We start from the raw sequence: 23,260 nt of genomic DNA on the forward strand, positions 1-23,260 counted from the left end.
GTCGTCGAGACCCGCCCGCCGGTTGTCGCCAGCCCATGCGGTTGGGTGCCACGATCGAGATGGCTCATGGTAGCGCCACCACCGACCCGCGCCGTCCTGCGGTCCGGGGCAACCGAAACGGCGTTCATTCGCCTGAGGTCGATCACCAGGCCGCCGTCGACGCTGCCTTTGCCGGCGACGCTGTGCCCGCCGCCCCGCACAGCGACCTCGAGGCCGTGGCGTTGCGCAAAAGCCAGCGCCGCCACCACATCCTCGGCCGTTTCGCATTGCGCGAGCGCCGCGGGCCTGTGGTCGATCATGGCGTTGAAGACGGTTCGGGCATCGCCGAAGGACGCGCTTTGCGGCGTCACGATCTCGCCCGCAAACCCGGCGCGCAGCGGTTCGAATGCTTGTTCGGTAAGCAAGGCCATGCCAAACCCTCATCGAGTAGTGACGCCGGGCCTCTGGGCCGCGTGGCCATCGAAGCGATCGGCACGGAGGCGGGCAACCTAGCGCCGAAGGGCAGGGGGCGTCGAGAGCTGCCCGTCAGGTGCGTTGCGCGACCCTTGCCTATGACAGCAAAACCCCCTATATGCGCGACGCGTCCGGACAACCGGGCGTAATTCACACGCGAAGCGCGGCGCCGCGGCACTTAGGCCGATGGCTCCAACCGGTGGCGAGACATCCCGTCGCAAACGCTCGCGGAGGCAATAACCGGTAAAGGAAGCCTTCCATGGCATTGCCCGATTTTTCTATGCGTCAGCTGCTCGAAGCAGGTGTTCACTTCGGCCACCAGAAGCACCGCTGGAACCCGAAGATGGAACGCCACATTTTCGGCGTCCGTAACGACATCCACATTCTCGACCTCAGCCAGACCGTTCCGGCCCTGCAGCGCGCGCTGCAGCTGATCTCGGACACCGTCGCTGACGGTGGTCGCGTGCTGTTCGTCGGCACCAAGCGCCAGGCCGCTCCGGTGGTGGCTGAGGCTGCCCGCCAGTCCGCCCAGTACTATGTCAACTCGCGCTGGCTCGGCGGCACGCTGACCAACTGGCAGACCATTTCGAACTCGATCGCCCGTCTCCGCGAGCTCGAGGCCCAGCAGGCCGATGGCGGCCATGGCCTGACCAAGAAGGAGCTGCTGCTCCTCAGCCGTGAGCAGGAGCGCCTCGAGCGCGACCTCGGCGGCATCAAGGACATGGGTAACTTGCCGAACCTGCTGTTCGTGATCGACACCAACAAGGAAGCGAACGCCATCAAGGAAGCCAAGCGCCTTGGCATCCCGGTGATCGCCATCGTCGACTCGAACTCGGATCCCGACACCGTCGATTTCGCCATTCCGGGCAATGACGACGCGGCTCGCGCCCTCGAGCTCTACTGCTCGCTGGTATCGCGTGCGGCCATCGACGGCATCGGCCGTTCGGCTGCCGGCCGCGGCGCCGATCTCGGTGCTGCCGCCGAGGCTCCGGAAGAGCCGGCGCTCAGCGCCGAAGACGCCGATACGTCGTCTGCCGCCAACTAATCCGGTTCGCTCCGGGTTACGCATTCGAACAATGGCGCGGCTCCGGGCAAGGGGCCGCGGAAAGGTGATATCAAATGGCTGTTTCCGCTCAGCAGGTTAAAGAGCTCCGCGAACTGACCGGCGTGGGGATGATGGACTGCAAGAAGGCCCTCGAGGAGACCGGTGGCGACATGGAAGCGGCAGTCGATTGGCTGCGCACCCGTGGACTGGCCAAGGCCGCCAAGAAGGCCGGCCGCGTCGCGGCTGAAGGTCTGGTCGGCGTGTCGCTCAACGGCACCCGTGGCGCGATCGTCGAAGTGAACTCCGAGACGGACTTCGTCGCCCGCAACGACCAGTTCCAGCAGATCGTCGGCAACATTGCCAAGCTGGCCCTCGACGCCGATGGCGACGTGAGCAAGCTCAGCGAGATGCCGTATCCGGGTTCGGGCCGCTCCGCTTCGGCCGAGCTGACCGACGCGATCGCCAAGATCGGCGAGAACATGAACCTGCGCCGTACCGGCACGCTCACCGTCAAGGACGGCGTGATCGGCTCGTATGTGCACAATTCCGTGGCGCCTGGCCTCGGCAAGCTCGGCGTGATCGTCGGGCTCGAGTCGACCGGTGACAAGGCAGCGCTGAATGCCCTGGGCAAGCAGCTCGCCATGCACATCGCCAACACCAAGCCGCTGAGCGTGTCGCCCGACGACATCGACCAGGACGTGGTGGCCCGCGAGCGCGCCATCTTCACCGAGCAGGCCCGGGAATCGGGCAAGCCGGAGGCCGTCATCGAGAAGATGATCGAAGGCCGTGTGCGCAAGTTCTACGAGGAAGTGACGCTGCTTTCGCAGGTGTTCGTGATCGACGGCGAGACCAAGATCGCCGACGTGGTCAAGAATGCCGAGAAGGATGTCGGCGCTCCGATCAAGGTGACGGGCTTCGTCGCCTATGCGCTGGGCGAAGGCATCGCCAAGGAAGAGACCGACTTCGCTGCCGAAGTCGCTGCCACTGCCGGCGTGAAGTAAGACCCGGGATAAGTTTCGGACGGGCTGGTCAACAGCCCGTCCGAATATGCCATAACCGCCTGCGACGCCCCTAGATTCGGGCATTGTTGTGCACCTCGGGAGACTGACGAATGGCCAAATCCGCCTACAAACGGATTCTGCTGAAAGTCTCCGGCGAAGTGCTTGCCGGCGACCAGTCCTTCGGCATCGAGCCGAAATTCCTCCACGCCATGGCTGACCAGATCGCGGAAGTCGCCAAAAGCGGCGTCCAGGTGGCGATCGTCATCGGTGCGGGCAATATCTTCCGCGGCATGGCCGTGGCCGCCAAGGGTGGCGACCGGGTGACCAGTGACCTGATGGGCATGCTGGGCACGGTGATCAACTCGCTGGCGCTGGGCGATGCCATCGAGCAGAAGGGCCTGAAAGTCAAAGTCTATTCGAACGTGCCGATGGAGACGGTGGCCGATACGTTCACCGCCCGCGACGCCAACCTGGCGCTGGCCGATGGCTATGTGGTGGTGTGCGCCGGCGGCACCGGCAGCCCGTTTTTCACCACCGATACGGCGGCGGCGCTCAAGGCGATCGAGCTCAGGTGCGACGTACTGCTCAAGGGCACCAAGGTGGATGGGGTCTATTCCGAGGACCCCAAGAAGAACCCCAAGGCGCTGCGCTTCGAGACGATCAGCCATGAAGAAGTGATCGCCAAAGACCTGCGCGTCATGGATACGGCGGCCTTCGCGCTTGCCCGCGACAACGGCTTGCCGATAATTGTTTACGCGCTCGACGACAAGGAAGGCCTCAAAGGCGTCCTGGCCGGCCGGGCAAGGAGTACACGCGTCGGCTAAGGCGCGGGATATCAAGGAGTTTTACCATGGCCGAGGCATTCTCGCTGCCCGCACTCAAGGACCGGATGCAGAAGTCGATCGTCTCGCTCAGGGACGAACTGGCTGGCCTCAGGACCGGACGCGCAAGCGCCAGCCTGCTGGAGCCGGTAACGGTCGAAGCCTATGGCGGCCGCATGCCGCTCAACCAGGTGGCGACGGTCACCGTGCCGGAAGCCCGCATGCTCAGCGTGCAGGTGTGGGATCGCACCCTCGCCGGTGCCGTGGAGAAGGCCATCCGCAACTCAGGCCTCGGGCTCAACCCGGCCGCTGAGGGCGTGGTGATCCGCGTGCCGCTGCCGGAACTCAATGAAGAGCGCCGCCGCGACTTGACCAAGGTTGCGCATAATTATGCCGAGCAGGCGCGCGTCGCCGTTCGCCACATCCGTCGTGACGGCATGGACCTGCTCAAGAAGCTGGAGAAGGACGGCGACCTGAGCCAGGACGACAGCCGCAAGTTGGGCGATCAGGTGCAGCAGGCGACCGACGCCGCCGTGGCCGATATCGACAACGTGCTGGCCGTCAAGGAACAGGAAATCATGCAGGTCTAGTATAGGCCTGTAACGCGCTGCCCCTGGAGGGCGTCCATGTCCGCCGAAACTGCCGTTGCCACGACGCTCAACGAGAAGCCTGGCCTCAAGATTCCCGCCCACCTGGCGGTCATCATGGATGGCAATGGGCGCTGGGCGAAGGCGCGTGGCAAGGTGCGGACCGAGGGGCACGTCGAGGGCGTCAAGGCGCTCCGCCGGCTGGTCGACCTGTCCATCCGCTACGGCATCAAGCACCTGACGGTGTTCAGCTTTTCATCGGAGAACTGGAGTCGGCCGCGCGATGAGGTGAACTTCATCTTCGGGCTGCTGCACCGGTTCGTCGCCTCGGATCTGGCGACGCTCATCCAGAACAATGTCCGGGTGCGGATCATCGGGACCCGCACGGGCCTCGATGAGGCGCTGAAGCGGCTGATCGAGGAGGTGCAGTCCAAGACCGCGCGCAATACCGGGCTCGAGCTGATCGTCGCCTTCAACTATGGCGGCAAATCCGAGCTCACCGAAGCGACCAAAGCGATCGCCAAGGCAGTGGCCTCGGGTAAGCTGCGCGTCGAGGACATCACCGAAGAGACCATCACGAGGGCGCTCTACACCTCCGGCACGCCGGATCCGGACCTGATCATCCGCACCAGCGGCGAGCAGCGGGTCTCGAACTTCCTGCTCTGGCAGGGGGCTTACTCCGAGCTGGTGTTCGTCGAGGAGAACTGGCCGGATTTCGGCGAGCAGGTCTTCCTCAAGGCACTCGATGAATATTCCTCGCGCAGCCGACGCTTTGGCGGGATCGAGTCGAGGAGCCAGTGAGCGCACCGGAGGACCAGCGTCCCCAGTTCAACCCGCTTGCCCGCCGGTCCTGGACGGACCTCGGTCCCCGTTTCGCTTCGGCAATCGTCCTGCTCGTCATGGCCGGCGTGGGCCTCTATTTCGGCTCCTATGTCTTCGCAGCGCTTGTCGCTGTGGTGTTCGCCGGCTGCTATCGCGAGTGGGAGCGGATGGTGACGCTGAAGCCGCTGACCACGGTCGGTGGCGCGCTGATTGGCCTGCTGGTCATTGCCGCGCTGATCTATCCGGCGCTCGGATCGCTGGCATCGCTTGCCGCCGTGGCGGCTGCTGCCGTGGTTGCCGGGTTCGGTAGCGCGGGCACCCGCCTCTGGCGTATCGGCGGCGTGGTGTTCTACGGCATCGTCATCATCGCTTTGCTGCTGGTTCGTGGCGAAGCCACCTGGAACCAGCCTGGGGCGTTCGACAGCGGGCTCTGGGCCGGCCTGCTGCTCGGCTGCGTGGTTTGGGCGACCGATACCGGTGCCTATTTCACCGGGCGTCAGGTGGGCGGCGAAAAGCTGGCGCCGGATATCTCGCCCTCGAAAACCTGGTCGGGGGCGATTGGCGGCTTTGCGCTGGGCACGCTGGTCGGGCTGGTGGTGTGGCTGCTGGTGGTGCCGCAATCGCCATGGTGGGTCGGCCTCGCGCTGTGTGCCGCCCTCAGCATTCTGGGGCAGGTGGGCGATCTGGCCGAGAGCGCCATCAAGCGGCGTTTCCGGATAAAGGATTCCGGCGACATCATTCCCGGGCATGGCGGCCTGATGGACCGGCTCGACAGCCTGACGCTCAGTTCGATCTTCCTTTGTGCAGTCGGTTTCCTACATACCGGCATGGACGCGGTAGCGTCCGGTTTCCTGTTTTGGTGACGCGGCGACACGTCGCCATATCGTAATCTAAACGCATTCAGCCTCTAGCTTCTCAGCAGCTGCGGGGCGTTCGGAACCGACGACATGGACTTTGTTTTCTGGCTGCTTTCCTTCGTGGTGCCGTTCCTCGTGGTGCTCACCATCATCGTGTTCGTGCACGAGATGGGGCACTATCTGGTGGCGCGCTGGAACGGCATCGCCATCCAGGCCTTCTCCATCGGCTTTGGCCCTGAACTCATCGGCTTCAATGACAAGCGCGGTACGCGCTGGAAAATCTCGGCGATCCCGCTGGGGGGCTATGTCCGCTTCGTCGGCGACATGAATGCCGCCAGCACGCCGGATGAAGATTTCATCGAGCGCGCCGGCCCCGAATTGAGCCAGCAGCTGTTCGTCAACAAGAACGTCTGGCAGCGTATCGCCGTGGTGGTCGCCGGACCGGTGGCGAACATCATCTTCACGCTGCTGGTGCTTTACGCGCTGCTGCTCGGCTATGGCCGCTACACCATTCCGGCGGTGCTCGACACCGTGCCGGTGGAATCGGTCGCCGGGCAGGCGGGTCTTGCCGAAGGTGACCGCATCCTTTCGGTCGATGGCTATGCGGTGCGCGGCTTCGAGGATTTCCAGCGGCTGATCGCCACTGCGCCGGAGCGGCAGGTCACCATCACCTTTGATCGCGCCGGGCAGACCGAGACCGTGACTGCGGTGCCGCAGGCGGTGTCGACCACCGACCGGTTCGGCAACTCGCACCGCATCGGCCGGCTTGGCGTCACCAAGAACATCGACCAGGCCGAGGTGGCGCTCTATCGGCCCAATCCCGTCGAGGCGATCGGCATGACCTTCGAGGAGGTCCGCTTCATCATCGATCGCACGGTAGCGTTCCTCGGGGATTTCTTCGTCGGTCGCGGTGATATCGAGCAGCTCGGCGGCCCGGTGAAGGTCGCCAAGGTTTCCGGCGAGGTCGCCAGCCTCGGGATCGTCGCGCTGATCAACCTGATGGCGCTGCTGTCGCTGAACATCGGCATTTTCAACCTCTTGCCGATCCCGGTGCTCGATGGGGGCCATCTGGTCTACTACCTGGCAGAAGCGGCGCGCGGGAAGCCCCTCAGCCAGAGGGTTCAGGACATCGGAAATCGCTTCGGCCTTGCGGTCGTGTTCACCCTGATGGTCTTCACCACGTTCAACGACACCATCCTGAGCTACTTCCGCAGCCTCGGCTGAGGGTGGAGTCGCGACGAAGGCGCTATGGCCACATTGTTGCCGCGGCTCCGACGCATTTGCTCGATTGCCCCTACATTCCCGTTAACCCTTGGATAAGCTTAGTTTTCCAGGTGTTGCAGGAATGCACGAGGGCCAATCATTCGCTAACCTCGAAGCCCGTCGCGGCTTGTCCGTGGTTAAAATTCCAGTAAAAGCTTTTGATGGAGTTAGCTGGGGACGCTGTGCATGGCGATTCCCAGCGTAGGTCGCACGAGGCAACAAGAATCATGACGAACCCGAAAAAGCTGATGCGCGGTATCTTTGTAGCGCTCGCCCTCGTGGCAGCGCCGCTCGCAGGCATCAGCGGTACATTGATCGGGGTCGATGCGGCCCAGGCTCAGGAGCAACAGCTCATCTCGGCTGTGCTGTTCGAAGGCAATAGCGGCTTCTCCGACGCCCAGCTGCTCGCGATGGTTAACGTTGCAGAGCAGGGGAGGTTCTCGCAGGCAGGCCTCGCCGCCGACGCCGAGTCGATCCGCCTCGCCTATGTCGGCAAGGGCTACATGGGCGTGACGGTTACGCCGCGGGTCGAGCAGTCCGAAAGCGGCCGCGCGCGCGTCACCTTCGTGGTCAACGAAGGGCAGCGCACCGGCATCGCCGCCATCAACTTCACCGGCAACAACTCGATCGGTTCGGGCACGCTCAAGTCCATCATCCGGACCCACGAGACGAGCCTGTTGAGCTGGCTGTTCCGCGACGACACCTATAGCGAAGACCTGCTGACGATCGACCGTGGGCTGATCGAGCTCTACTACATGAACCACGGTTACCCGGATGCGCAGGTGACGTCGGCCGTCGGCGAGTACGACGCCTCGCGCAATGCGTATTTCGTGAACTTCACCATCTCCGAGGGCGAGCGCTATCGCTTCGGCCAGGTCGGTGTCGAAACCTCGATCCCGGGCCTCAACCCCGACGCCATGACCGGTGCGATCCGCACCGGCAAGGGCGGCACCTATTCTCTGGCCGACCTGCAGAAGTCGCAGGAAGACCTGGCCTTCGAGGCGACCGCGCAGGGCTACGCCTTTGCCGATGTCCGTCCGCGCGTCGATCGCGACGTGGCCAACAGCACGTTCAACGTCACTTACCTGGTGGATGAGGGCGCCCGCATCTATGTCGAGCGCATCAACATCAGTGGCAACACCAAGACCCGCGACGCCGTTATCCGTCGCGAGCTGGACTTTGGCGAAGGCGACCCCTTCAACCGTTCAATGGTGCAGCGCGGCAAGACCCGTATCGAGGGGCTCGGCTTCTTCAAGACGGTTGGCTTCGACATGCAGGCCGGCAGTGCGCCCGACAAGGTGGTGATCAACATCACCGTCGAGGAGCAGTCGACCGGTGACTACGGCCTGACCGCGGGCTTCGACTCGAGCGCAGGCCTGCTGGGTGAAGTTTCGGTCACCGAGCGCAACTTCCTCGGTCGTGGCCAGTATGTCCGCGCTGCAGTGAGTGCGTCGGAATCCGGGCAGAGCTACGACTTCTCGTTCACCGAGCCCCGCTTCATGGGCCTGCGGATGTCGTCGGGTGTGGATGTCTATCACCGCATCACCGAAGAGACCGACAAGAACACCTATGGCACGACCGCAACCGGTGGGCAGATTCGGTTCGGTGCGCCGATCACTACGGACCTGAGCGCGTCGATCTTCACGGGTCTCGAGCAGAAGGTGCTGAAGGATCACGAGGCGCCGTTCACGGACGTGTTCAACCCGGGCCACGTCGTTGATTTCGAGAATACCTTCAACAAGGCATGGGTCGGCTATTCCCTAGCGTACAACACTCTGGACGAAACCAAGCATCCGAGCGAGGGCATCTACGCGACCTTCTCGCAGCAGTATATCGGCTGGGACTACAACCTGCTGAAGACCGAAGCGAAGGCGCGCTACTTCATGCCGCTGCTGTCGGACTGGAATGTCATCGGTAGCGTGAAGGCGCAGGCCGGCTACATTGCTGCTCTCGATGGCGGCACGGTGAGCCCGCTGGAAGCCTTCCGCAGCGCTGGTTCCATCGTTCGCGGCTTCCAGAGTGGCGGCATGGGGCCGCGTCTCAACAGCTCGCAGGAACTGCTTGGCTACACTGGCTACGTGGCAGCTTCGGCCGAGATCGAGTTCCCGATCCCGGTCCTGCCGGAGACCTACGGTGTCCGCGGTGCGGTGTGGGCTGATGCCGCCCTGATCGATGGCAATGGTGCACTCAGCGGCATGGGCGCCGTCGACGGGGGCAGTATCGACCAGAACTTCAAGTCGTCGGTCGGCGCCTCGATCATCTGGGACAGCCCGTTCGGTCCGCTGCGTGGCGACTTCGCCCACGTGCTGAACAAGGCGACAGACGACAAGACCCAGGTCTTCTCGCTGACGCTGCAGCAGCTGCTGTAATCTAATCGGTCGGCCGGCGGCTTCGCCGGCCTTCCTTCTGGTTATCGAGGCCGCGGCGCGGTTGCCCCGCGGCCTCTTTGTTGTGTAATGACAGCCATGGTCGATACGCGCTTCCATTCCTCGTCGGGACCGATTTCGCTTGGTGTCGTGCTGTCGACGCTGGGCCGGAAAGTCGATGTCGACGAGCGGCGGGCAGCCGAACTGGTGATCAGCGGCGCCGAGGAACTCTCTCTCGCGGGACCTGAGCACCTAGCCCTCGCGGCACAGGCCGAGTACCGCGCGGCGCTTGCCGAGACCGGCGCCGGCGCGGTGATCGTCCACCCAAAATTTCTCACCGATGTGCCCTCGAGGGTAGTGCCCATCATCGATGAGCGACCGCACGAGTTGTTCGTCGATCTCCTGGAGCGGCTCTATCCGCTCGGTACCCGAGGAATCGCATCGGGACTGTTCGAGCCTGGCGGCTCGGCGCCCTTCATCGAAGAGGGGGTGCGGATCGGCACCAATGTGGTGATCGGTCCTGGCGTCGAGATCGGGCGCAACACCATTATCGGGCCCAATACGGTGATCGGCCGCGGCGTGACCATCGGCCGGAACGCAGTGATCGCCTCCAATGTCTCGATCGAGTGCGCGTACCTGGGCAACAACGTCGTGCTGCATGCCGGCGTGCGGATCGGCAGCGAGGGATTCGGCTGGCTGGGGCAGGGGCGCTCCAACCGCAAGATCCCGCAACTGGGCCGCGTCATCGTGCAGGATGGTGTGGAGATCGGCGCCAATTCGACCATCGATCGCGGCGCTTTGGGTGACACGGTGATCGGCGAGGGCAGTAAGATCGACAATCTCGTGCAGATTGGCCACAACTCGCGCATCGGGCGCTATTGCCTCATCGCTGGTACCTGCGGTATCGGCGGCGGCACGATCATCGGCGATAACGTACTGGTCGGCGGCGGAGCCGGGACCGCAGGACATTTGCGGATCGGTAACGGCAGCATATTGTCGGCCCGGTGCCTCGTCACCAAGGACGTGCCGGCGGGCGTAAGAGTTGGCGGTTATCCCGCACAGGACCTGAAAGCCTGGCAGCGCGAGATAGCGATGTTGCGGCGACTGAACAAAAGGGGACGAGAGTGACGGTTACGAACGAGGCGCCACCGAGCGAGACCAAGGAACTCTCGTCGATGGATATCGGCCAGATCCTTTCGGTTCTCCCCCATCGCTACCCGTTCCTGCTGATCGACCGGATCATCGAGGTCGATGGCGACAACTCGGGCATCGGCATCAAGAACGTGACGTTCAATGAGCCGATCTTCCAGGGGCACTTCCCGGGCGAGCCGGTGTTTCCGGGCGTGCTGATCATCGAAGGCATGGCGCAGACGGCCGGTGCGATGGCGATCGCTGCCGGCGCCGCCGGGGGCGAGAAGCACATCGTCTACCTGCTGACGATCGACAAGTGCAAGTTCCGCAAGCCGGCGCGGCCGGGCGATCGGATCGAGTATCACATCAAGAAGCTGCGCCGCCGGATGACCATGGGCTGGTTCGAGGCCAAGGCGATCGTTGACGGCGTTGTTATTGCCGAAGCCGAGGTTGGCGCCATGGTGAGCCCTAGCCAGCAATGACCATCCACCCTTCTGCGATCATTGAACCTGGCGCCAGGATCGGCGCCGGCGTCAAAGTGGGGCCGTTCTGTGTGGTGGGAAGCGACGTGACGCTGGGCGACGGCGTCGAGCTGATCTCGCATGCCGTGGTCACCGGCCGCACCAGCGTGGGTGCGCACACGGTGGTGTTTCCGTTCGCCTCGGTCGGACATCGCCCGCAGGATCTCAAATATGCCGGCGAACCATCGACGCTCTCGATCGGCACCGACTGCGTCATCCGTGAGCACGTCACCATCAACCCCGGCACGGCCGGCGGCGGGATGAAGACGGCTATCGGCAACCACTGCCTGCTGATGATCGGCGTGCATATCGGCCACGATTGCATCCTGGGCGATCACATCGTTCTCTCCAACAACACCGGCATCGCCGGCCACTGCACGATCGACGACTACGTCATCATGAGCGGACACTCGGGCTCGGCCCAGTTCGTCCATATCGGTGCACACGCCTTCATCGGCGGGATGACCAAGGTCGAAAAGGACGTGATTCCTTATGGCACCGTGCTGGGCAACCCGGCGGCGCTGTCGGGCGTCAACATTGTCGGGCTCAAGCGTCGCGGCTTCGATCGCGAGGCGATCCATCGGCTGCGCACGGCCTACCGGATGATCTTTGCCAGCGAAGGCACGCTGCGTGAGCGCGTTGACGATGCCTCGGCCATGTTCCCGGACGAGGTGCTGGTGCAGGACGTGGTGAAGTTCGTCGTCGCGGCGGAGCGCCCGTTGACGCTGCCGGGCAACCTGCCAATCAACGTGCCGGGCGAGGAATGATGCCTCGCCGGCTCTCTGTCCTTGCCGGATCGGGAGCCCTGGTCTCCCATGTGGTGGGGGCTGCGCTGGCGGCTGGCGATGCCGTGCAGGTGGTTGGCTTTGCACCGCAGCCTGACCGCCCGGGCGCCACGTTAGTTACCGGCGATCTTTCCAATCCAGGCGGTGCCATTGCGGCCATCGCCGCTTTCAGGACGACGCATGTCGTCCTGGCCGGTGGTCTGACGATTTCCGATCGTCATCGCGAGTCGCTCGCCGGCTTTGCCGGCGGTTCGCCCCAGGCGTCTCAGGGCGATGCCGCCCTGTCGGCGATCACCGCCGCCATCGAGAAGTTTTCCGGGGCCAGAGTGATCGGCGTGCATGAGATTGCGGCCGATCTGATGGCCACGAGCGGGAGTATTGCCGGCCGGGCCCCGACGGAGGCTGAACTGGCTGCGGCGAGCCTCGGACTGGCCGCGGCGCGGGATATTGGCCGGCTCGATCTCGGGCAGGCCGTGGTGGTCGCGGGGCAACGCGTCGTGGCCGCCGAGGATGTCGGCGGCACCGACGAGTTGCTTGCACGCGTCGCGGCGCATCGCGCCCTGGGTCGGATCGGCGACGGAACAGGACCGCTCGTCCTGGCCAAAGCCGCCAAGCCGCAGCAGCCGCTCTATGTCGATCTGCCGGCGATCGGCCCCGACACCGTCACGAACGCCGCGGCTGCCGGGATTGGCGTAATTGCCGTCGAAGCGGGCAGGTCGCTGGTACTCGACCGGCCAGCCCTTGCCGCCGCAGCCGACCGGTACGGCATCGCGGTCATCGGCCTCGGCGTCGATGGCTGAGCCGCTGCGCCTGTTTGTCCTGGCTGGAGAAGCCTCTGGCGATCGTATCGGCGCGGACCTGGTCCAAAGGCTCCAGCGCCGGACGCCGCTCTCCCTCAGTGGCGTAGGCGGGCCGGAGCTGGAGGCGGAGGGGCTGACGAGCCTGTTTCCCATGGAGAACCTCTCCGTGATGGGCTGGAGCGACGTGCTGCGCCGGTTGCCGCTGCTGCTTTGGCGGGTGCGGCAGACGGCGAACGCCATCATCAGGCAGCGCCCGGATGTGGTCGTCCTGATCGACTCGCAGGTGTTCGTGGAGGCGGTGGCGAAACGTGTGCGCCGCGCCGGGGAGCGCGTGCCGATGCTGCTCTACGTCGCCCCCAGCGTGTGGGCCTGGCGACCGGAGCGGGCCGCCAAACTTAAGCCGCTGTTCGACGAGGTGCTGGCGGTCCTTCCGTTCGAACCGAAGGTAATGACGGAGCTAGGTGGCCCGCCGACCAGCTATGTCGGCCATCCCGCACTCGCGCGCTTCCCGATGCGGCCGGTGCAGCCGGAACGCGGCCCGCTGCTGCTGTTGCCGGGCAGCCGCGAGGGCGAACTGCGCCGGCATCTGCCGCTGATGCGCGAAGCGGCAACGCTGCTGCAGGCCCACCCGCGCATTACCGGCTTCATCGTCCCGACCCTGTCATCGCTGGCTGATCGCCTCAGGGCCGAGGTCGCGACGTGGCCAATGCGGGTTGAGGTCGTCGCCGGCGAGGACCGCAGTGCCGCCTTTGCGGCCGCTTATGCCGCCTTTGCGGTGAGCGGCACGATCAGCTTCGAGCTCGCCATGTCGGGCGTGCCCATGGTCGTCACCTATGTCGCCGATGCGCAGCAGGCGAAGCGCGCCGCCAGTATCGGCCGTCCGGTGCGGATCGCGCTGCCCAACATCATCCTCGGCCGTGAGGTGGTGCCGGAGCTGCAATTCGTCGACCCTAGAGCCGAGCGCTCACTGGCGCCGCTCGGCGCGCTGCTGGATGATCCGGAGGCGGTCGGCACGCAGGTCGCCGCCTTCCATGAGCTCAGGGCTCTGATGCAGAAAGGGGCGCCCGAGGCGCCCCTTGTCGATCCCGCCGAGCGGGTGCTGGCCTATGCCGATCAGCGGCCGCTGATCGGCTCGTAGTCGCGAACCGGCGAGCCGTTGTAGAGCTGGCGCGGGCGGCCGATCTTCTTCTGCGGGTCGCCGATCATTTCCTTCCACTGCGCGATCCAGCCGACGGTGCGGCTGAGCGCGAAGATGGCGGTGAACATCGAGGTCGGGAAGCCGATCGCGTCGAGGATGATGCCCGAATAGAAATCGACGTTCGGGTAGAGCTTGCGATCGATGAAGTACTGGTCGGAGAGCGCGATCTTTTCGAGCTCCTTGGCCACCTGCAGGGTCGGCGACAGGTTGTCGGCGCCGAGCTGGGCCAGCACCTCGTTGGCGGCCTGCTGCATCACCTTGGCGCGCGGATCGTAGTTCTTGTAGACGCGGTGACCAAAGCCCATCAGGCGGAAGCCCGAGTTCTTGTCCTTGGCCTTGGCGATGAACTCCGGGATGCGATCGACGGTGCCGATCTGTTTCAGCATGTTGAGCGCCGCCTCGTTGGCGCCGCCATGTGCGGGGCCCCAAAGGCAGGCAACGCCCGCCGCGATGCAGGCGAACGGATTGGCGTCGGACGAGCCGGCAAGACGCACCGTCGAGGTCGAGGCGTTCTGCTCGTGATCGGCGTGGAGGGTGAAGATCAGGTCCATGGCGCGCGCCACGACCGGGTTCACCACAAAATCCTCGGCCGGAACCGAGAAGCACATGCGCAGGAAATTCGAGGCATAGTCGAGGTCGTTGCGCGGGTACACGAAGGGCTGGCCGACCGAGTACTTGTAGGCCATGGCGACGATCGTCGGGATCTTGGCGATCATGCGGACCGAGGCGATCTCGCGCTGCATGGCGTCGTTGATGTCGGTCGAGTCATGGTAGAATGCCGCCATGGCGCCGACGACGCCGCAGACAATCGCCATCGGGTGGGCATCGCGACGGAAGCCGCGGTAGAAATAGTGCATCTGCTCGTGCACCATGGTGTGCCTGGTCACCCGGTCGGTGAAATCGGCCATCTGCACCTTGTTGGGCAGCTCGCCGTAGAGCAGCAGGTAGCAAACCTCGAGGTAGTTCGACTTCTCGGCCAGCTGCTCGATCGGGTAGCCCCGATACATCAGCTCGCCCTTGTCGCCGTCGATATAGGTGATGGCGCTGTCGGTCGCGGCGGTAGAGGTGAAGCCCGGGTCATAAGTGAACATGCCGGTCTTGGCGTAGAGTGAGCGGATATCGATGACATCCGGCCCAACCGAGCCCGAAAGCACCGGGAACTCGAAAGTCTGATCCCCGATGGTGAGTTTGGCGACGGTATCGCTCATCTTCGCACTCCTTGATGGCCCTCAATGGCCCGCGGAAGGTGGGAGCGGGCAGGCCGTATGGTCGTTTAGAGGCAGGTTCGGCTGGCGTAACTCATATACCCCAGCACTGCAACAGGTGGGTGAACAACGCTGACCTAATCACTTTTCCCAATACGCATCAGCTGGCCTGGTCACCGAGCCGGGCCAGCGTTTCGTCGCGCCCGATCAGCACCATGACCTCGAAAATGCCCGGCGAAACCGTGCGTCCGGTCAGCGCGGCGCGGAGCGGCTGCGCCACCTTGCCGAGCTTCAGGCCGCGGGCCTCGGCGAAGGCGCGAGCGGCGGCATCTATGGCTTCCACCGACCAGTCGTTGAGCCCCTTCAGGATATCGGCAAAGGCGCCGACATTGGCGCGGGCGTCGGGCGTCAGCTGGTCGGCCGCCGAGGCATCGATGGCGAGCGGTCGGACAGCATAGATGAACTGCGCCAGGTCGATCAGCTCGAGCACCGTCTTGGCACGCGGCTGCAGCTCGGGCAGGGCGGCGAGCACGGTGTCGTGGTTGGCGGCAAGGCCATCCATGTCGAACACCCGGTTCAGCTCGGTCGCCGTCTCCAGCATCACCTCATAGAGCCGCTCAGGCGTCGCCTGGCGGATGTAGTGGCCGTTGATGTTCTCGAGCTTGACGAAATCGAAGCGTGCCGCGCCCTTGTTGAGCGCCTCGAGGGTGAACCACTCGACCATCTGCGCGGTCGAGAACAGTTCCTCGTCGCCATGGCTCCAGCCGAGGCGGGCGAGGTAGTTGCGCAATGCTTCGGGCAGGTAGCCGAGCTGCCGATAGGCTTCGACGCCCAGCGCGCCGTGGCGCTTCGAGAGCTTGGCGCCATCCGGCCCGTGGATCAGCGGGATGTGCGACATCTCCGGCACCGACCAGCCCATGCCGTTGTAGATGACGATCTGGCGGGCAGCATTGGTCAGGTGGTCGTCGCCGCGGATGATGTGGGTGACGCCCATGTCGTGGTCGTCGACCACCACGGCCAGCATGTAGGTCGGCGTGCCGTCCGAGCGCAGGATGATGAAGTCGTCGAGGTTCTCGGCCTTGAACACGACCTCGCCCTGGACGTGATCCTCTACCCGAATCTCGCCGGACTGCGGCGCCTTGATGCGGATGACGGGGGCAACGCCGGCCGGCGCCTCGGACGGATCGCGGTCGCGCCAGTAGCCGTTGTAGCGCGGCGGCAGGCCGTTGGCGCGGGCGGTCTCGCGCATCTCGGCCAGTTCCTCGGGCGAGCAGTAGCAATAGTAGGCCTGGCCACGCGACAGCAACTCGTTGGCGATCTCAGCGTGCCGGGCCGCGCGGGAGAACTGCATGAACGGCTCGCCGTCCCAATCCAGCCCCAGCCATTTCAGCCCCTCGAAGATCGCCTTGACGGCGCCTTCGGTCGAACGTTCGCGATCGGTATCCTCGATGCGCAGCAGCATCTTGCCGCCGGTGTGGCGCGCGAAGGCCCAGTTGAACAGGGCCGTGCGGGCTCCACCGATATGGAGGTAGCCGGTGGGCGAGGGAGCGAAGCGGGTGACGACTGGAGTAGCCATGGGTCGGTGAAACATCCCGGAGAATTGGCGTTTGGCGGTGTGTAAGCACCCCGGGGCCGAAGCGCAAGCGCGGCAGTTGGCATGGCGGCACCGCCCGGTTAGCATCCCTGCCGCGATCATGCGGAGCGGGGGCTCGGCGGATGACGGTGACTGTCGGCAAGGCGGTGGCTGAGCGGCTGGTTCCGGCGCGTGCCGAACCGGCGTTGCCGTCGCCTTTGCCGGCAAGCCTGCGGCCTCGCCTGACGCCCTGGCAAGGCTTCCGCAGCGGCGTTGCGACGGCCCTCGAGCACCGACGGCTGTTCCTGCTCTGGCCCTATGCCATTATCACCGGCCTGGTGATTTCCCTGGTGGCGCCGAACGAGCCCGAGCCGTGGGTGCTTGGGCTCATCGGCTCAGCCATCGCCATCGGGCTCTTTCTCGCTCGCGGCAACACGGCGGTCTTCCGCACCCTGACCCTGGTCGGCGCATTCTGGGTCGGCGTCTCGCTGCTCTCCATTCACGCCGCTTTGTTCGGCACCACAATGCTCGCCCGACCGGCCTACGGCACCTATGAGATGCGCATCGATGAGATCGTGTCGGAGCTCGAGAGCGGGACGCGGGCCATCGTTTCGTCGATCACCGCGACCGGGACATCGCGGACGGTGCCGATGCGGCGTGCCCGGATCGTCATCGCCGATGGCCCTCCACTCGCCCCAGGAGATATCATTCGGGCGCCTGTGCGGTTCTATGCCGTGCCTGGCCCGGTGGTCCCAAACGGCTTCGATGGCCAGTTTCAGGCCTTCTTCGACGGGATCGGTGCCTACGGCAATGCCACGGGAACAGTCGAACGCATTGCCACCGGCAGCAGCTCGGCGCCAGAGCGGGTGATCGACGGGATTCGCCGTGGTATTGCCGCACGTGTCGACGCCGACCTCAAGCAGCCGACTGCCGGTATCGTACGCGCGCTGATCACCGGCGATCAAAGCGCCGTCTCCGACGAAGCGCGCGAGACCATGGCGGCGGCGGGATTGGCGCATGTCTTGTCGGTTTCCGGCTTGCACCTGACCATTGTCGCGGGGTTGGTGCTGGTGACGCTGCGCGGTGGGCTGGCGCTGCTGAGTGGCATCCACCGTTTCGTTTCGGTCAAACGGGCAGCGGCAGCCGGCGCTATCGTGGCGGCGCTCGCCTACTTTGCCATCTCCGGCGGTAATGTCGCGGCGCTGCGCTCGACGATCATGCTGGTATTGGTGCTCGGGGCAGTCCTGTTCGGCCGGCGCGCGCTCACCATGCGCAACGTCGCGATTGCGGCACTGATCGTCATCGCCACCGATCCGGCAAGCGTGTTCCGAGCGAGCTTCCAGCTGTCCTTCGCGGCCGTGGTGGCGCTGATCGGCGCCTGGGAGCTGATGCGACCGCCGGAGGGCAGACAGACGTCGCTGCTGGCGCGGACCGGTGGCTATCTCTGGGGCATCATGCTCACCAGCCTGATCGCCGGCGCGGCGACGCTGTTGTTCTCGGTCTACCACTTCCAGCAGACCGCGCCGCTCGGTGTGCTGGGCAACCTGTTCACGATGCCGCTGGTGGGTTTCGTAATGATGCCAGCCGCTGTACTGGCAACTCTGGCCATGCCGTTCGGCTGGGAGGAGCCCTTCCTTGCGGTCATGGGCTGGTCGATCGATCGCATGCTGGATTTGGGCGGGCTAGTGGCCAGCTGGAGCATCGGTCTTGAGGCAAGCCCGTTGCTGGCGCCCGTTGCACTGCTGCTCGGCCTGGCGGCGCTTGCCTGGTTCACGTTCTTTGCCAGTTGGCACAGATTGATCGCGCCGGTGCTGCTGATACCGGTCGTGTTGCTCTTTGCGCAAGACCGTCCGCCTGACGTTCTGATCGCCGACACTACGCAGGCTGTAGCGCTGCGCGGAGAGGCCGGACTCGAACTTGTCGCCGGCAAGTCCGAAAGTTTTGCCGTCGATGTATGGCGCGAAACCTATGGTGAGCCTATCGACCCGGGGGTTCTGCTCAAATGCGACAGCGTTGGGTGTTTCGGCGCCAGCAGCCGAGGCTTCACTATGGCGATCGTGCGTGACCCATCGGGCTTTTACGAGGATTGTGGACTGGCCGACCTCTTGATCGCGCGCCGAGCCGTCCCGGCTAACTGTGCGGCTGGCGCCATAATCGATGCGAGCGTGCTGGCGCGTGGCGGGGTGCAGTGGCTGCGCTGGGACGAGGCGCGGGGCGGTTTCGAAATCCGCCCCGCTATTCCGCAAATCAGCCGGCCGTGGCGAGCAATGCTACCGTAACGCCAGCAGCTTCGATCTGCGCCCCGCCGAGCACGTAGCCCTTCTCGTCCGATGCGACGGTCAGGTTTGCCGCAGTGTCGCCGTAATTAAAGTAAACGCGCCATTTACCTCTGGTTCGGCAGCGCACCCCGGCGGGCAGGCTCAGGGTCGGGACATCGGCTTCGATGAGCAGGTGATCGATGATCCGCTGCATCAACGCACGATCGCCGCTTGCGGCCAGGTAGTTGAGCTTTCCCTGTGCCACCAGCACCGGGAAATCCTCTTCATCCTCGATGATGATCTCGGCTCGGGTGTCGAGCCGCTCGCGCCAGTGGCCGACGGCGCCGCCACCCTTGACCGACACTGTGCGGCGCGGATCGGTGCTGTCGACGCGCGCCACTTTGGCGTCGAGCAGGTTCTGCGGCAGGTCAGGGCCGAGGCCGGCAGGAATGGAGAAGTTCTCGGTCTTCGAGCCGGTGCGCGGGCCGATCAGCAGGTGGCCGTCAAAATTCTCGATGGCGGTGCGAAGCTGGTCATTCCAGGCGAACAGCGCTGGGATCACCACCAGGTCGTAGCCGGAGAAATCGGTGGTGGATGGCGGCAGGATATCGACATCGACACCGCGCTTGCGGAGCGGCACGTAGACGTTACGGACGTGCTGGTGGTGCGAGAACCCCTTGGCCTGCGGCTGGATCCGCCAGGCCCATTCGCTCTGGTAGTCATAGACGATGGCGACGCGGCCCTTGTTGGCTATGCCGTCGATGCCGAGCCGCTTCAGTTCCTCGGCGACCTGCCTGGCCTCATGATAGGCCGGCGCCGGCTGGCTGTCGGGACGCAACAGTCCGGCATGCATCTGCTCCTGCGCGAACGGCGCCTGCCGCCAGCGGAAGTAGGACACCACCTCGGCGCCATGAGCGAAGGCTTCCCAGGCCCAGAGCCGCGCCATGCCGGGCAGGGGATCGGGGTTGTACTCGGCCCAGTTCACCGGACCGGGCTGCTGCTCCATGATCCACCAGCGGCCATGGCCGACGGCACGGTAGATGTCGTGCTGCAGCCCCTGCGCGTCCGGCTCGCCCTGGCGGAAATAGGCGGCTTTCACTTCGTCGGACTCATTGGAAACCGCGAGGTGGCCGATCGGGTAGGAGTCCCAGCTCGCCACATCGAGGGTCTTGGCCACTTCGTAGTGGTCGAACTCGGTGAAGCGGCCCATGAAATTGTGGATCACCGGCAGGTCCGGACGGGCAGCCTTCATCACGTCGTACTGCACAGCGTTGAAGGCGGCGACCTGCGCCGAGGAATAGCGGCGAAAATCGAGGCATGCCGCCGGCGCCGCCTCGGTAACGGTGAGGTTGGGCGGGTCGATCTGCTCGAAGCTGTTGTAGTCCATCGACCAGAACACGGCGCCCCAGGCGAGGTTCAGTGCATCGATTTCGCCGTACTTTTGCTTCAGCCAATTACGGAAGCCGACAGCGGCGGCCTTCGAGTAGGAGTGCACCGTGTCGTGGCAGCCATACTCGTTATCGGTCTGCCAGCCGGCAAGCGCCGGGTGCCGGCCAACCTTCTCGACGAGGAGCCGGGTGATGCGAGCGCATTCCTCGCGATAGCCGAGGTGCGAGAAATCATAGTGCCGGCGCGAACCGAAGCCGCGCGGCCGGCCTTCGCGGTCGACCGCCAGCATGTCCGGGTACTTGTCGATCATCCAGCGTGGCGGCGTTGCGGTGGGCGTGCCGACGATGACCTTCAGCCCATGGCGGCCAAGCACATCCATCGAGGCGACCAGCCAGTCGAAGTTCAGCTCCCCCGGCCTCGGCTCGAGCTTTGACCAGGCAAACTCGCCGATGCGGACATACTGGATGCCGACTTCCGCCATGCGGCGCGCGTCATCCTCCCACCATTCGACGGGCCAGTGTTCGGGGTAGTAGCAGACGCCGACAGCAGGAAAAGACACGTGAGACTCAGAGCTTGAGGAAGGGTTCGGCAATGCCGGGCACATCGAGCGCCACGGCGAAGACGCTGCCGGCATGCGGCTCGCGTTCGATGTCTGCGGGCGTCATGTGTTCGCGCGCCGTGGTGATGTAGAGCGTTTTGAGGTCATTGCCGCCAAAGGCAGGGCAGCTCACCTGGCTGACCCCAGGCACCTCGACCACCTGGTCGAGCCTGCCGTCGGGCGAGATGCGGATCACCTTGCCGCCGCCCCAGCGGGCATTCCACAGGTAGCCTTCGGAATCGACCACCGAACCATCGGCGCCACCCGGGCCCTCCATGGTGAAGAAGTCCTCCCACGGTCCAACCGGCAGGCCGGTCTCCGGGTCGGTGGCGCATTTGACGATCACCTTGCCGGCATCGGTGAAATAGGCGGTGCGGCCGTCGGGCGAAAAGCAGATCGAGTTCGGGATGCGGATGTTCTCGATCACCTTGGTCGTCTGCCCGGCGCGGTACTGGTAGACGCCGCCGACGCCGGCTTCGGCCTTGCGGCCCATGGTGCCGATCCAGAAGCCGCCCGTGCGGTCGACGCGGCTGTCATTGGTGCGATTGGTCGGCACGTCGCCGTCGATCTCGGCGATCACCGAGGTGCTGTCGGTCAAAAAGTCGTAGCGGAGCAGGGCCCCCGACTGCGCGATGGCGAGGCTATCCTTGTCGATCACCGCACCGGCGCTGACCGTGTCCTTGAAGGTGATCCGATCGACGATGTGGCCATCGGTTCCAGCGCTCAGCATGGTCTGATTGAGAATATCGAACCAGAACATGCGCTCGAGCAGTGGGTGCCAGAACGGGCCTTCGCCCAGCTCGCAGCGGCTATCGACAAAGAGCTCAGCCTTGGCATTCATCGCGATTTTCCCTGGTCATAGGCAGCGACGGCCGCGGTGGCGCGCAATGCCACATCCGCGGCGGACATGCCGGGTTTGAAAATGTAGGTGCCGAGGCCGAAACCGGCGCAGCCGGCGGCGAAGTACTCCGTGAAATTGTCGGGGTTGGCGCCGCCGACGGCGTAGAGCGGGATGTCGGGCGGCAGCACTGCCTTCATCGCCTTGATGCCTTTGGGGCCGAGCACTTCGGCGGGGAAGAATTTCAGCCCGGTAGCGCCCGAGCGGATGGCGGTGAAGGCGTCGGTGGGCGAGAACACGCCCGGATACGAGGTCATGCCGCGCTCGATCGTGGCCCCAATAACTGCCGGATTGGTGTCGGGTGAGACGACGAACTGACCGCCGGCATCGGCAACGGCGTCGACGTCGGCGCGGCTCAATACGGTGCCGGCACCGATCAGCGCGCGGCCCTCGAACAGTTTGGCGGCATCCTCGATGGAGCGGAGCGCCTCGGGCGAGTTGAGCGGCACCTCGATCATGGTGATGCCGGCGAGCACCAGGGCCTCGCAGACTTCGAGGGTTTCAGGTGGGGTGATGCCGCGAAGGATCGCGATGATGTGGCGGTGGGTCATGTCTGTGCCTGTCTTGCGGCCTTCAGGCCGGCGAGGGTGGCGTCGGTGGCGTCGATGATGCGGGTGCTGGCGCCGAGCCGGGCGAAGGCCATCTGGTAGAGCCCGCAAAGGCCGACGCTGCCGACCAGCGGGATCTCGGCCTCGCCAATCCAGTCACGCTGGCCGCCGATTTCGGCGCCGATGAGCAGGCCCGAGAGGAAGCCGGCGCACCATGGTGCGCTGCGTCCTGATAGCAGCGAGCCGGCGCGGACCTTGAACAGGGTGGCGGTCAGGCGCTCGGGACGTTCGAGGCCCTGGTCGAGACCGGCTTCAAAACCGCGCTCGCGATCTTCACCTTCGAGCTCGCCGCCGAGCGAATGGCGCAGCACCGAGTGGGTGCGCAGCAGCTCGAAGATCTCGCCGGTCATGGCGCTGCTGAAGCGCTCCAGCTTCGTGCCGGACAGCAATGCCCATTTGCTGTGGGTGCCGGGCATCACTGCAAGACCGGAGAAGCCGGGAAGGAGCGAGGACAAGCCCAGCAACTGGGTTTCCTCGCCGCGCATGACGTCTTCGGCGCCGAGGTCACGCAGGCAGACGCCGGGAAGAATTCGGGGGTTGAGCGGTCCGGGCATGTCGGGCGCCACGGCGCCCTGGGCGAGGCGACCAAGCTCGGCCGGCGCGTCGAGATAGGGGGCTTCGATCCAGCCCTGGCGGGCGCCTGCCATGCCGCAGATCAGCACGTCTTCGACATTCTCGGCGACACCGCTGAGCAGCGAGGTCAGCACATCGGGGTATTGCTCGCGGCTGAGACGGCTCATGCCATCCGGCGACGAGCGCGCAAACGTTATCTCGCCGGCGGCGTCCATGCCCCATGCGCGCAGATTGGAGGTGCCCCAATCAACGGCGACCCATTCGACCTCTGCTGCCAAAACCTTCTCCCTGGCGCTCGCAAGTTTGCCGCGCACCGCCATGCCGCTAAAGCGCGATCGGGAAGGTTGTCCACTCTCCTGGTACGATCGCGGCAACCATTTGCGTGGCGGCGCTGCCCGAGGATGCCTGAGGCCTCCCGTGGCGGCGCGGACCGTAACGTCTTTGCCGGCCCAGCCCTAGTGCAAATATCGGCGCACAGGTTCGGTTTCATAAGAAAAAGGGCCGGCAA

21 protein-coding genes are annotated in these 23,260 nt (G+C 65.0%); 14 read left to right on the forward strand and 7 right to left on the reverse strand.

Going from position 1 to position 23,260, the window contains the following annotated elements; translation table 11 throughout:
* Positions 1-410, reverse strand: a 410-nt coding sequence (locus tag VW23_RS22230; RefSeq protein WP_141728450.1) for an FAD-binding oxidoreductase, incomplete at its 3' end; no start/stop codon positions are given.
* Between the two features lie 302 nt (positions 411-712).
* Between VW23_RS22230 and rpsB the strand changes: the two genes are divergently transcribed.
* The 13 genes from rpsB to VW23_RS22295 all read left to right on the forward strand — a co-directional run bounded on the left by rpsB (position 713) and on the right by VW23_RS22295 (position 13,590).
* The gene (rpsB, locus tag VW23_RS22235; RefSeq protein ID WP_055881587.1) at positions 713-1,498 is read left to right on the forward strand and encodes a 30S ribosomal protein S2; all 786 of its coding nucleotides are present in this window, start codon (positions 713-715) and stop codon (positions 1,496-1,498) included.
* Positions 1,499-1,572: 74 nt separating this feature from the next.
* Positions 1,573-2,499 carry a translation elongation factor Ts gene (gene tsf / locus VW23_RS22240; protein ID WP_069911686.1) on the forward strand — a complete coding sequence of 309 codons (927 nt, stop codon included), beginning with the start codon at positions 1,573-1,575 and terminating at the stop codon, positions 2,497-2,499.
* Between the two features lie 110 nt (positions 2,500-2,609).
* A complete protein-coding gene (gene pyrH / locus VW23_RS22245; RefSeq protein WP_055881581.1) occupies positions 2,610-3,323 on the forward strand; it encodes a UMP kinase in 714 nt (237 codons plus the stop codon).
* A 26-nt stretch (positions 3,324-3,349) separates the two neighbouring features.
* Positions 3,350-3,910: a ribosome recycling factor gene (gene frr, locus VW23_RS22250; protein ID WP_055881578.1), complete on the forward strand. Its 561-nt coding sequence runs from the start codon at positions 3,350-3,352 to the stop codon at positions 3,908-3,910.
* Between the two features lie 36 nt (positions 3,911-3,946).
* On the forward strand, positions 3,947-4,708 hold the full coding sequence (locus VW23_RS22255; RefSeq protein ID WP_069911687.1) for an undecaprenyl pyrophosphate synthase: 762 nt from the start codon (positions 3,947-3,949) through the stop codon (positions 4,706-4,708).
* Positions 4,705-5,592, forward strand: coding sequence for a phosphatidate cytidylyltransferase (locus VW23_RS22260; protein ID WP_069911688.1), 888 nt, complete (start codon positions 4,705-4,707; stop codon positions 5,590-5,592). The genes VW23_RS22255 and VW23_RS22260 overlap by 4 nt, the downstream gene beginning before the upstream one ends.
* A gap of 84 nt (positions 5,593-5,676) precedes the next feature.
* A complete protein-coding gene (gene rseP, locus VW23_RS22265; RefSeq protein WP_069911689.1) occupies positions 5,677-6,810 on the forward strand; it encodes an RIP metalloprotease RseP in 1,134 nt (377 codons plus the stop codon).
* Positions 6,811-7,076: 266 nt separating this feature from the next.
* Positions 7,077-9,218, forward strand: a complete 2,142-nt coding sequence (gene bamA / locus VW23_RS22270; protein WP_069911690.1) for an outer membrane protein assembly factor BamA — start codon at positions 7,077-7,079, stop codon at positions 9,216-9,218.
* A gap of 96 nt (positions 9,219-9,314) precedes the next feature.
* Positions 9,315-10,343, forward strand: a complete 1,029-nt coding sequence (gene lpxD, locus VW23_RS22275; RefSeq protein WP_069911691.1) for a UDP-3-O-(3-hydroxymyristoyl)glucosamine N-acyltransferase — start codon at positions 9,315-9,317, stop codon at positions 10,341-10,343.
* 47 nt (positions 10,344-10,390) lie between these two features.
* Positions 10,391-10,828, forward strand: a complete 438-nt coding sequence (fabZ, locus tag VW23_RS22280; RefSeq protein ID WP_069911707.1) for a 3-hydroxyacyl-ACP dehydratase FabZ — start codon at positions 10,391-10,393, stop codon at positions 10,826-10,828.
* The gene (lpxA, locus tag VW23_RS22285) at positions 10,825-11,634 is read left to right on the forward strand and encodes an acyl-ACP--UDP-N-acetylglucosamine O-acyltransferase (RefSeq protein WP_069911692.1); all 810 of its coding nucleotides are present in this window, start codon (positions 10,825-10,827) and stop codon (positions 11,632-11,634) included. The genes fabZ and lpxA overlap by 4 nt, the downstream gene beginning before the upstream one ends.
* On the forward strand, positions 11,631-12,452 hold the full coding sequence (gene lpxI, locus VW23_RS22290; RefSeq protein ID WP_069911693.1) for a UDP-2,3-diacylglucosamine diphosphatase LpxI domain-containing protein: 822 nt from the start codon (positions 11,631-11,633) through the stop codon (positions 12,450-12,452). The genes lpxA and lpxI overlap by 4 nt, the downstream gene beginning before the upstream one ends.
* A complete protein-coding gene (locus tag VW23_RS22295; RefSeq protein WP_069911694.1) occupies positions 12,445-13,590 on the forward strand; it encodes a lipid-A-disaccharide synthase in 1,146 nt (381 codons plus the stop codon). The genes lpxI and VW23_RS22295 overlap by 8 nt, the downstream gene beginning before the upstream one ends.
* Here VW23_RS22295 and VW23_RS22300 read toward each other — a convergent pair.
* Both VW23_RS22300 and gltX read right to left on the reverse strand, forming a co-directional pair.
* Positions 13,566-14,858: a citrate synthase gene (locus VW23_RS22300; RefSeq protein ID WP_069911695.1), complete on the reverse strand. Its 1,293-nt coding sequence runs from the start codon at positions 14,856-14,858 to the stop codon at positions 13,566-13,568. The two genes, VW23_RS22295 and VW23_RS22300, sit on opposite strands and share 25 nt — an antisense overlap.
* Before the next feature lie 157 nt (positions 14,859-15,015).
* On the reverse strand, positions 15,016-16,431 hold the full coding sequence (gltX, locus tag VW23_RS22305) for a glutamate--tRNA ligase (RefSeq protein WP_069911696.1): 1,416 nt from the start codon (positions 16,429-16,431) through the stop codon (positions 15,016-15,018).
* Between the two features lie 140 nt (positions 16,432-16,571).
* Here gltX and VW23_RS22310 point away from each other — a divergent pair, with 140 nt between their 5' ends.
* Positions 16,572-18,707 carry a ComEC/Rec2 family competence protein gene (locus VW23_RS22310; protein ID WP_069911697.1) on the forward strand — a complete coding sequence of 712 codons (2,136 nt, stop codon included), beginning with the start codon at positions 16,572-16,574 and terminating at the stop codon, positions 18,705-18,707.
* Here VW23_RS22310 and VW23_RS22315 read toward each other — a convergent pair.
* Genes VW23_RS22315 through VW23_RS22330 form a run of 4 tightly spaced genes read right to left on the reverse strand, consistent with a single transcriptional unit; the run spans position 18,676 to position 23,030 of the window.
* On the reverse strand, positions 18,676-20,634 hold the full coding sequence (locus tag VW23_RS22315; protein ID WP_244513702.1) for a beta-galactosidase: 1,959 nt from the start codon (positions 20,632-20,634) through the stop codon (positions 18,676-18,678). The genes VW23_RS22310 and VW23_RS22315 overlap by 32 nt on opposite strands.
* Before the next feature lie 7 nt (positions 20,635-20,641).
* Complete coding sequence (locus VW23_RS22320) at positions 20,642-21,514, reverse strand: SMP-30/gluconolactonase/LRE family protein (protein ID WP_069911699.1); 873 nt, start codon at positions 21,512-21,514, stop codon at positions 20,642-20,644.
* On the reverse strand, positions 21,511-22,122 hold the full coding sequence (locus tag VW23_RS22325; protein WP_069911700.1) for a 2-dehydro-3-deoxy-6-phosphogalactonate aldolase: 612 nt from the start codon (positions 22,120-22,122) through the stop codon (positions 21,511-21,513). The genes VW23_RS22320 and VW23_RS22325 overlap by 4 nt, the downstream gene beginning before the upstream one ends.
* Positions 22,119-23,030 (reverse strand): 2-dehydro-3-deoxygalactonokinase, encoded by a 912-nt coding sequence (locus VW23_RS22330; protein ID WP_176730461.1) that lies wholly within the window; start codon positions 23,028-23,030, stop codon positions 22,119-22,121. The genes VW23_RS22325 and VW23_RS22330 overlap by 4 nt, the downstream gene beginning before the upstream one ends.
* Positions 23,031-23,260 lie beyond the last annotated feature (230 nt).

The sequence above is a fragment of the Devosia insulae DS-56 genome (genome assembly GCF_000970465.2).
Lineage (GTDB): Bacteria > Pseudomonadota > Alphaproteobacteria > Rhizobiales > Devosiaceae > Devosia_A > Devosia_A insulae.

What these genes read in the sequence shown, in the direction of transcription:
- rpsB (WP_055881587.1), top strand. Translation starts at nt 713, where the DNA reads ATGGCATTGCCCGATTTTTCTATGCGTCAGCTGCTCGAAGCAGGTGTT.
- tsf (WP_069911686.1), top strand. Translation starts at nt 1,573, where the DNA reads ATGGCTGTTTCCGCTCAGCAGGTTAAAGAGCTCCGCGAACTGACCGGC.
- pyrH (WP_055881581.1), top strand. Translation starts at nt 2,610, where the DNA reads ATGGCCAAATCCGCCTACAAACGGATTCTGCTGAAAGTCTCCGGCGAA.
- frr (WP_055881578.1), top strand. Translation starts at nt 3,350, where the DNA reads ATGGCCGAGGCATTCTCGCTGCCCGCACTCAAGGACCGGATGCAGAAG.
- VW23_RS22255 (WP_069911687.1), top strand. Translation starts at nt 3,947, where the DNA reads ATGTCCGCCGAAACTGCCGTTGCCACGACGCTCAACGAGAAGCCTGGC.
- rseP (WP_069911689.1), top strand. Translation starts at nt 5,677, where the DNA reads ATGGACTTTGTTTTCTGGCTGCTTTCCTTCGTGGTGCCGTTCCTCGTG.
- bamA (WP_069911690.1), top strand. Translation starts at nt 7,077, where the DNA reads ATGACGAACCCGAAAAAGCTGATGCGCGGTATCTTTGTAGCGCTCGCC.
- lpxD (WP_069911691.1), top strand. Translation starts at nt 9,315, where the DNA reads ATGGTCGATACGCGCTTCCATTCCTCGTCGGGACCGATTTCGCTTGGT.
- fabZ (WP_069911707.1), top strand. Translation starts at nt 10,391, where the DNA reads ATGGATATCGGCCAGATCCTTTCGGTTCTCCCCCATCGCTACCCGTTC.
- lpxA (WP_069911692.1), top strand. Translation starts at nt 10,825, where the DNA reads ATGACCATCCACCCTTCTGCGATCATTGAACCTGGCGCCAGGATCGGC.
- lpxI (WP_069911693.1), top strand. Translation starts at nt 11,631, where the DNA reads ATGATGCCTCGCCGGCTCTCTGTCCTTGCCGGATCGGGAGCCCTGGTC.
- VW23_RS22295 (WP_069911694.1), top strand. Translation starts at nt 12,445, where the DNA reads ATGGCTGAGCCGCTGCGCCTGTTTGTCCTGGCTGGAGAAGCCTCTGGC.
- VW23_RS22300 (WP_069911695.1), bottom strand. Translation starts at nt 14,858, where the DNA reads ATGAGCGATACCGTCGCCAAACTCACCATCGGGGATCAGACTTTCGAG.
- gltX (WP_069911696.1), bottom strand. Translation starts at nt 16,431, where the DNA reads ATGGCTACTCCAGTCGTCACCCGCTTCGCTCCCTCGCCCACCGGCTAC.
- VW23_RS22310 (WP_069911697.1), top strand. Translation starts at nt 16,572, where the DNA reads ATGACGGTGACTGTCGGCAAGGCGGTGGCTGAGCGGCTGGTTCCGGCG.
- VW23_RS22320 (WP_069911699.1), bottom strand. Translation starts at nt 21,514, where the DNA reads ATGAATGCCAAGGCTGAGCTCTTTGTCGATAGCCGCTGCGAGCTGGGC.
- VW23_RS22325 (WP_069911700.1), bottom strand. Translation starts at nt 22,122, where the DNA reads ATGACCCACCGCCACATCATCGCGATCCTTCGCGGCATCACCCCACCT.